This window comes from Sphingobium sp. (genome assembly GCF_048594625.1).
Lineage (GTDB): Bacteria > Pseudomonadota > Alphaproteobacteria > Sphingomonadales > Sphingomonadaceae > Sphingobium.
In genome coordinates this window covers 1-7,544 of record NZ_JBMDWL010000073.1, presented here as the reverse complement: position 1 = coordinate 7,544, position 7,544 = coordinate 1, and the positions used below count along the sequence as shown (strand labels likewise).

Here is a 7,544-nt window from a genome sequence, read left to right as displayed (position 1 = left end):
GAAAGCATCATGCCCGGCCCGGCCTTTTGCGCGGCCTCCGCCGTCAGGACGAAGATGCCGGTGCCGATGACCGCACCGATGCCCAGCATGGTCAGCTGGAACGCGCCCAGCGACCGGTGCAGCGATTTCTTCTCCGCCGTCGCCAAAATGGCGTCGAGAGGCTTAACGCGCCCGAAAATCATGAATGGATGCCCTTCGCATATTGTGTTTTGCCCGGACAGCGTAAAGCCGCCCCCCTTGAGCTGTTAGACGAGAGACTATCGCCTAATCCGTCACGCGCAAGTATGTTGCGTTACTGCGACATTCTCGCCCAGTAGCGTAACGAACTTACATGGAGCTGACCTGATGATCGAATTGCTGCGCGCCAAGGGGCTGGAAGCGGTGCCTCATGGCTTTGCGGGGCGGCGCGGCGGCACATCCACCGGCATTCATGCCGGGCTGAATGTGGGGCTGGGATCGGAGGATGAGCGCGATGCGGTGCTGAAAAACCGCGATCTGGCGCGCGACGCGCTGATGCCCGGCGCGACGCTGGTGACCGTGCGGCAGGTGCATTCGCCCGATGTGGTGACGGTGACCGACCCGATTGCCGAGGGTGATCGCCCCGCCGCCGACGCGATGGTTACGAATCGGCCGGGCATGGTGCTGGGCATATTGACCGCCGATTGCGTGCCGGTGCTGTTCGCCGATGCGCGGGCGGGCGTGGTGGGCGCGGCCCATGCGGGGTGGAAGGGCGCCATCGGCGGCGTCACCGACCGGACGATTGCGGCGATGGTCGCACTGGGCGCGGAGCCTGCGCGAATCGCCTGCGCCATCGGGCCGTGCATCGGCCGGGCATCCTATGAAGTGGGCGACGATTTCGCCGCGCGATTCGCGCAGGAGGATGCGGCCAATGAGCGATTCTTTACACCGGGCCGGCCGGGGCATCAGCAATTCGACATCGCCGCCTATGTCGCGGCGCGGCTGGCGGGCGCGGGCATTCGGCAGATCGCGATGCTGGACGAGGACACCTATAGCCAGCCGGAGCGATTCTACAGCTTTCGCCGGTCCTGCCACCGCGACGAATCCGATTATGGGCGGCAGATTTCCATGATTGCCCTACCCGCCTGATCAGCGCCGACCGGTCGCCGCATGCTTATCCTCGCGGCGGCGGCCCACCATCATGCCGCGTTCCAGCCGGGCGCAAAGCGCGGCATAATAATCCGACAGGAAACCATAATCGTCGCCGTCGTCGGGCAGTCCGGCCTTGCGCCGGATGGTCGCGGCCACGGTGACGATCGCGTCGTCCTGCCCATTGCGCAGGACATGTTCCAGCGTTTGCAGTTCGTAGATGCCGTAGAGGTCGAGCGCAGCATCGCTGAAACTGCGCGCGGGCCGCTCCGCACGCACCGCGACCAGATCCGTGCCGAGCTTTCCCCGCACCGTGTTCACCACCCATGTGCCCGCCAGCAGATCCCCCACGCGCAGCCGGTCGCGGTTGAAAAGCGGGAAGAAGAGAAAGACGCCGGTCCAGCAAAAGGCGAAGAGCGACAGGAAGCCGTCCGCCGCGCCATCCGACGCCTGCATGCCGAGGAAGGAGAGCGGCAGGAAGATTTCGATTTCGCGCAGCGCATTGCGGGCGATCACCGCCCCGCCGGTCAGCCGCCCGCCATCGCGCGCAACAACGCGCAGGCCCAGCAGACGCTTGCCCGGCGTGGCGCCACGACCGCCCATTTCGAACAGCATGAACCAGCCGTTGCGCAACACGAAGGCACCGATCAGCCAGAGGATGAGGAAGATTTCCGCCCCCACCTGCGCAATGCCCAGCATGGCGACGCCGACCGTGATGGCGATCAGGCTGAGCATCTGGATCAGCATGTCGAGCAGGAAAGCCCCGGCGCGCGACCCCGCGCTGGCCAGTTCGAGGCGCAGGTCTACGCCTTCGGGCGTGACGAAGCTGCGCCGCAGGGATGCGGGCGCCTTTGCCGGGCGGTTACGCCGCCAGCGCATCATCGTCCCCCCGCCCGCGCGGCAGATAATAATAGCAGAGCCAGCCCGCCAGCGCCGCAAGACCTATGCCGTAGCGGGTCGCATCATCCTGCACCGTCTGCCGCCCGATCCCTTCCAGCAGTCCCGCGACCAGTAGCATCAGCACAACGCCCGCCATGGCGGTGGCGGCGCTGCGCCCGGCGATGACGGCGGCTTCGGTGCGGGCGTCGCGGCCGGGGAAGGCGACCGCCGTGCCGATCCGCAACCCCGCCGCACCCGCCAGAATGACGGCGAACATTTCGGTCGACCCATGGATGGTGAGCCAGCCGAGAAAATTCAGGCCCAGCCCCTTTTGCGCGAACAGGCACAGCATCGCGCCGAGGCTGAGACCGTTATAGAGCAGCAGAAGCACGGTGGGCACGGTGAGGGCGAAACCCAGCGCAAAGGCGAAGATCGCCACCTGACTATTATGGGTGAATAGATAGGCGGCGAAGGTCGCAAGCCCACTGGCATTTGGGTTGCCGCCGTAAATGGTGGCGCGCAGCGTGTCCGTGCTGGCGGAGGGATCGCGGCCGCCCGCCATAGCATCGGGAATGATGCTGTAATACCAGCTGGGATCGCTGGCCACCAGCCACCAGCCCGCCAGCACACCCACCAGCGTAAGGATGAGGCAGATCAGCGTTTCGCGCCAGAGGCCCTGAACCGCCAAAGGCCAGTCGCGGGTGAGGAAACGGCCGATCTGGCGGGTGGCGGTGTCCGGTACGCCGTAAAGCTGGAAATAGGCGCGGGTGCACAGCTGTTCCAGATAGGTGACGAGTGCCCGATCCAGCGAGGTTTCCCGCGCCACCGACAGGGAAGACAGGGCCGAGCGGTACAACAGCGGCAAGGCCAGAATGTCATCGTCCGACAGCGCACGGACGGAGCGTTTTTCCATGCGGGTGACCAGCTGGTCCAGCCGGTCCCATTCCGCTTCATGCGCGGCGCGAAAACGGCTGGCATTGACGAGAGGCGCGGCGGTCGCGCCATGGGCGAGCGCGCTCACAACAGGTTCCTCCGTTTGAGGTCGACATAGGCCTGCACCAGCCGGTCGGCGACGCGATCATGTTCCGCCTCTATCACATGCGCGCCCAGATGGCGCAGGCGGGTGAGGACCATGAGCCGGTCGCGCAGTAACGCCGCGGCGGTGACAGCGCGGGTGACATCGTCCGCGCTGACAGGGCGGCGATCAAGGATGGATTCCAGTTCCTCGTCACGCAGCACCACGACCAGCAGCAGATGCGTTTCCACCAGCCGGGCGGCAGCGCGGACCAGAAATTCAGCGGAGGTAAGGTCGGTAAATTCTGTAAACAGCACGATCATCGACCGGCGGGTCAGGCGGGCCGCCAGCGTGGTGAGGACATGGGTATAGTTGGTTTCATCGCCGCTATAGTCGATCCGCGCGGCGAGCCGCTGCAATTCGCCAAAGGCCGCCGCGCCCGACACCAGACCGCTGGCGATGCGCGGGCGCGAATCGAAAGCGTTGAGCGCAACGCGATCCCCCAGTTTGAGCGCGACCCAGGCGGTCAGCAGCATCGCCGACACGGTGCGGTCGAGGCGGCTGAGACCCGCCACCGGCTCGCTCATCTGACGACCGGCGTCGATGGCGAAGACGATCTGGTTATTGCGTTCGGACCGATATTCCTTGGCATGGAGTTTCAGGTGCCGGGCGGACTGCTTCCAGTCGATGGCGCGCCGATCCATGCCGGAACGAAATTCCACCAGCGCGTCGAAATCCGCGCCGTCACCGCGATCCACCTGCGCCATCAGCCCCTGCAGCGCGTGCCGCTGAAAAATCTGCGCGCCCCGGTCCTGCACGGGACGGATGTCGGGCAGGATCGCCATGCTGGCGTCGAGCGGCAGCATGGCCTGTTTCCAGACGAGGCCGAGCGCCCCCTTCCAGCGCAGCCATCCGTGCGTGACGCGCGCGGTGCCGCGACGGGTGGTGCGCAGCGCAATGGCAGCGACGCCCCTGCCCTGCGGAAGGTCCAGCCAGACGCCATCCTCCTGCCATTCGAGGAGCGGCCCTGCATCAAACGTCAGTTGCGCGCGGGTCGCGCCGGGGATGGTAATCGTCGCCCTGCCCTCCACATCCGCACCAACGCTGGCCGTTTTGGGCAAGGTGAGTTGCAGGCGCGCCTGCCCCGGCCCGGCCCCTCCTCCAACGCCGGCCCCGGCCGCGCCCAGCGCATCGGCAATGCAGGCGAGCAGCACGGCCAGCGGCCATGCCAGCGCGGCATACCAGCGCCCCGGCAGCATCAGCGCGACCAGCAGCGTCACCGGCACGCCGGCCGCCGCCGCGAAGATCGCGCTGCGGGTGGGGTAGATCATGCGCACGAGGTCAGCGCGGCGCCTCTATGGCGTCGATGATGCCGATCACCACATCCTCTATCCGACGGCCGTCGATTTCGGCGGCAGGCGACAGGATCAGGCGGTGACGCAGCAGCGCCGGGGCCAGTGCCTTCACATCGTCGGGGATGACAAAATCACGTCCGTCGAGCGCCGCCCGCGCCCTTGCCGCCCCGGCCAGCATCGCCCCGGCGCGCGGTGACGCGCCGCTTTCCAGATCGGCGACGTCGCGGGTGCCGCGGATGAGGGCGAGGATATAATCCACCACTTCGTCGACCAGCCGCACGCCGTTCACCACCGCAATCGCTTCTGCAATGCGGGCGGCGTCGGCGACCGGGGTCACGCCCCATGCCTCCGGCGTCATCGCATGGGTCCGTGCGCCATGGGTGGCGACGATGCGCCGTTCTTCGGCGGCGCTGGGGTAATCGACGCTCTGTTTGAACAGGAAGCGGTCGAGCTGCGCTTCAGGCAGGGGGTAGACGCCCTGCTGTTCGATCGGGTTCTGAGTCGCGACGACCATGAAACGGTCGCTCAAGGCCAGACTTTCGCCGTCGATGGTGACGGTGCGTTCCTGCATCGCTTCCAGCAGGGCGGCCTGCGTCTTGGGCGGGGTGCGGTTGATTTCGTCGGCCAGCAGCAGTTCGGTAAAGATCGGTCCCCGCGTCAGCGTGAACTGGCTGGTCTGGAAATTGAACAGATTGGCGCCGATGATGTCGCCGGGCATCAGGTCCGGCGTGAACTGGATGCGCCCGAAGTCGAGGCCCAGCGCGCGGGCGAAGCTGTGCGCGATCAGCGTCTTGGCCGTGCCCGGCGGCCCTTCCAGCAGGATATGGCCGCCCGAAAACAGCGCGACCAGCATCAGGTCCACGGTCGTTTCCTGCCCCACGACGGCGCGGGCGACTTCCTGCCGGATGCTGGCGGCCAGCGCCTGTACGTCGGTCACGTTCATCTGTGTCTGTCCTTCTGCCAATCATGGAGCGCCTGCGCTGCCTCGAGCAGATCGCGCCGGTCGGTTGCCGCCTCCGCCGCCTGCGCTAGGTCGGTGAAGCGATGCGCCCCCTTCATACTGTCGAGATAATCGTCGAGCGCCGCATCGCGCAGCCGCGCGGGCGCGCCAAAGGCCCGTGCCGCCCGGTCACGAATAGCGGCGGCGTAACGGCCGCCAAGGCGCGCTTCCCGTCCGGCCTTGCGAATCAGCAGCGCGCTGTTGTCCACCAGCGCGGTCTTGCCGAACGCCACCGCGCGCGTCCGCGCACGCGGCGGGCCGAAACGACCGAATGCGTGAACGCCCGCAAGCAGCAAGGTCGCTGCAATCGCCAGCGTCATCGCCAGAAAGGGCGGTTCGAACAGCAATTTGAGGGGGCTGCGCGAATGGCCGAAACCGTTCATCGATACATCGAAAGCGATCCCGTCCGCATCGGTGCTGTTGAGCCAGTCGAGCAGTTCCAGCGCGGCGCGCGCCTGCCCCGCTTCCTTCATCCCGCGATTGTTGAGCAGGTCGGGATCGGCCAGCACGTAGAGCGGCCCTTCGCCGATCTGCGCCAGCACCATGCCACCCCGCCCGTCCGTCAGGATCGGATGAAGATCGCTCCATTCGTCATATTGCTGATCATCATGCGGATCGATGCCGGTGATGACCTGAATCGGGCGCGGCGCGAAAAACCGACCGGGTGCGCCATGGGAGGTCAACGGGCCGCCGCCGCTGCGATACTGGCGCATGGTGAAGCGGATGCCGGGGGCAAGGACGCCGATCGGATCGTAGAGCGGCAGCAGCCCCTGATAGCGCGCCCAGCCGCTATGTTTTTCATCGGGCACGGTTCGCCATTTGGGCAGGATGAACAGCGTCGGCCGGGTGGATCGCCCTTTGAGCGCCAGACTGATGTCCGTCGCAGCACTTTCGGGCGTGACGACCAGCAGGTCTTCGGTTTCGAACGCATCCTTGCTGCGCGTGATGCGCGGATGGCGGCCGGTCGCTTCGGCCAGTTTCACAAGCGCCGCATAGCCGGTGACGGCATTCGACAAGGCGTGCGCGCCGCCATTGCGCCCCGACCGCAGATCCGGCGCATAGGCGCCCAGCACGAGCATGCCGATGAAACCGGCGATGCCGATGGCCAGCATCAGTCCCACGGTACGGGCGCGGAACAGGGTGGCCGCTGCCGGACCAGCGCCATTGCCGATGTCGCTCATGCCGCCCAGTTCCGCGTCTGCGCGAAGTCGGTATAGGCGTGGCGGCAACGGCCCCATTCATCCGCATCGATCGGGCGGCCGCCAAACAGGCTGCGTTCGACGGCGGCGGCGATTTCCGCGAAAAGGCGGCGCGGGGCAGACGGAATGCCATCGGCGCGGGCCAGATCCCGGCTGGTGAGCGCGGGACGGACGATCAGCGGGCGACGCCGCGCCATATCCTCCACGCTGCGCAGCAAAAGATGATGGACCGCTTCGGCATAACGGCCCTGCCCGGCCAATGCGTCCGCTTCCTCCAGCCAGGCGCGGGCGGGCGCGGCATCGGGCGTCCAGTCATCCTCCGCCGCCTGCGTCGACAGAACCGTGCGGCGACGCCAGTGCGGCAGCCGCCATGCGCCATGGCGCACCCGGTCGATCACGATCCACAGGATGAACATCACCAGCACCGCGATCATCACCCACAGGATGATGCGGGCGTAGGGCACCTGTGGCATGAAACTGCCGATCCAGTTGATAAAACTGCCGAGCGGCGCCAGCGCCTTTTCCAGCCATTCGCCCAACGCCTTGAGCCATGCAGGCGGCGGCTGGCGTCCGGGGGCAGGCATCATGTCGAACTGGATGTCGCCGGCCGTCCGCAACGCATGATGCGCAGCAGCCAGCCCATCGTCCGACATTGATGCTGATCCGGCCATCCGCGCCCCTCAAACGGTCGGCGCTGACCCTAACGCCTGATGGCAATGGCGCAAGCCATTCAAAGCAGGACAAAGCCGGTTAGATGAATCGTCCGCGTCCACATGCGGACCTGCGCAGCGCAATAAAAAAGCGGCTGTTTCCAGCCGCTTTTTTATTTTTTCGGACCTGCCGAAAAATGGTGCCCAGAAGAGGAGCGTAGCAGGGCTGGATATCGAGGTCGGTGAGGTCGCTCGAATTTTGTCCCGCTTTTTCAATGCCGGAGGCGATTGGCGGTTCGAGTCCCAGAAGAGAACCCGAACCACCACGGTTCTGACCGT

General features: G+C 66.3%; 8 protein-coding genes and 1 pseudogene. 1 reads left to right on the top strand and 8 read right to left on the bottom strand.

Translation table 11 applies throughout. The annotated features are described in order from the left end of the window. A pseudogene (locus tag ACOJSJ_RS09010) lies at positions 1–182 on the bottom strand (amino acid permease); the annotation flags it as partial. 163 nt (positions 183–345) lie between these two features. On the opposite strand from ACOJSJ_RS09010, the gene pgeF reads away from it, so the two are divergent. Further along, on the top strand, positions 346–1,107 hold the full coding sequence (pgeF, locus tag ACOJSJ_RS09005) for a peptidoglycan editing factor PgeF (RefSeq protein WP_420144645.1): 762 nt from the start codon (positions 346–348) through the stop codon (positions 1,105–1,107). Here pgeF and ACOJSJ_RS09000 read toward each other — a convergent pair whose 3' ends face one another. The 7 genes from ACOJSJ_RS09000 to ACOJSJ_RS08970 all read right to left on the bottom strand — a co-directional run. Further along, positions 1,108–1,986, bottom strand: coding sequence for an RDD family protein (locus ACOJSJ_RS09000; protein ID WP_420144646.1), 879 nt, complete (start codon positions 1,984–1,986; stop codon positions 1,108–1,110). It abuts the gene before it with no gap. Continuing rightward, positions 1,970–3,007, bottom strand: a complete 1,038-nt coding sequence (locus ACOJSJ_RS08995) for a stage II sporulation protein M (RefSeq protein WP_420144644.1) — start codon at positions 3,005–3,007, stop codon at positions 1,970–1,972. The genes ACOJSJ_RS09000 and ACOJSJ_RS08995 overlap by 17 nt, the downstream gene beginning before the upstream one ends. Next, positions 3,004–4,332: a DUF58 domain-containing protein gene (locus ACOJSJ_RS08990; protein WP_420144643.1), complete on the bottom strand. Its 1,329-nt coding sequence runs from the start codon at positions 4,330–4,332 to the stop codon at positions 3,004–3,006. The genes ACOJSJ_RS08995 and ACOJSJ_RS08990 overlap by 4 nt, the downstream gene beginning before the upstream one ends. A gap of 10 nt (positions 4,333–4,342) precedes the next feature. Continuing rightward, positions 4,343–5,299, bottom strand: a complete 957-nt coding sequence (locus ACOJSJ_RS08985; protein WP_420144642.1) for an AAA family ATPase — start codon at positions 5,297–5,299, stop codon at positions 4,343–4,345. Continuing rightward, positions 5,296–6,537 carry a hypothetical protein gene (locus ACOJSJ_RS08980; RefSeq protein ID WP_420144641.1) on the bottom strand — a complete coding sequence of 414 codons (1,242 nt, stop codon included), beginning with the start codon at positions 6,535–6,537 and terminating at the stop codon, positions 5,296–5,298. The genes ACOJSJ_RS08985 and ACOJSJ_RS08980 overlap by 4 nt, the downstream gene beginning before the upstream one ends. Continuing rightward, entirely contained in the window at positions 6,534–7,208 is a 675-nt protein-coding gene (locus tag ACOJSJ_RS08975; RefSeq protein ID WP_420144640.1) for a DUF4129 domain-containing protein, read from the bottom strand. Before ACOJSJ_RS08975 ends, ACOJSJ_RS08980 begins: the two co-directional genes overlap by 4 nt. Positions 7,209–7,305: 97 nt before the next feature. Continuing rightward, positions 7,306–7,544, bottom strand: a 239-nt coding sequence (locus ACOJSJ_RS08970; protein WP_420144639.1) for a hypothetical protein, incomplete at its 5' end; no start/stop codon positions are given.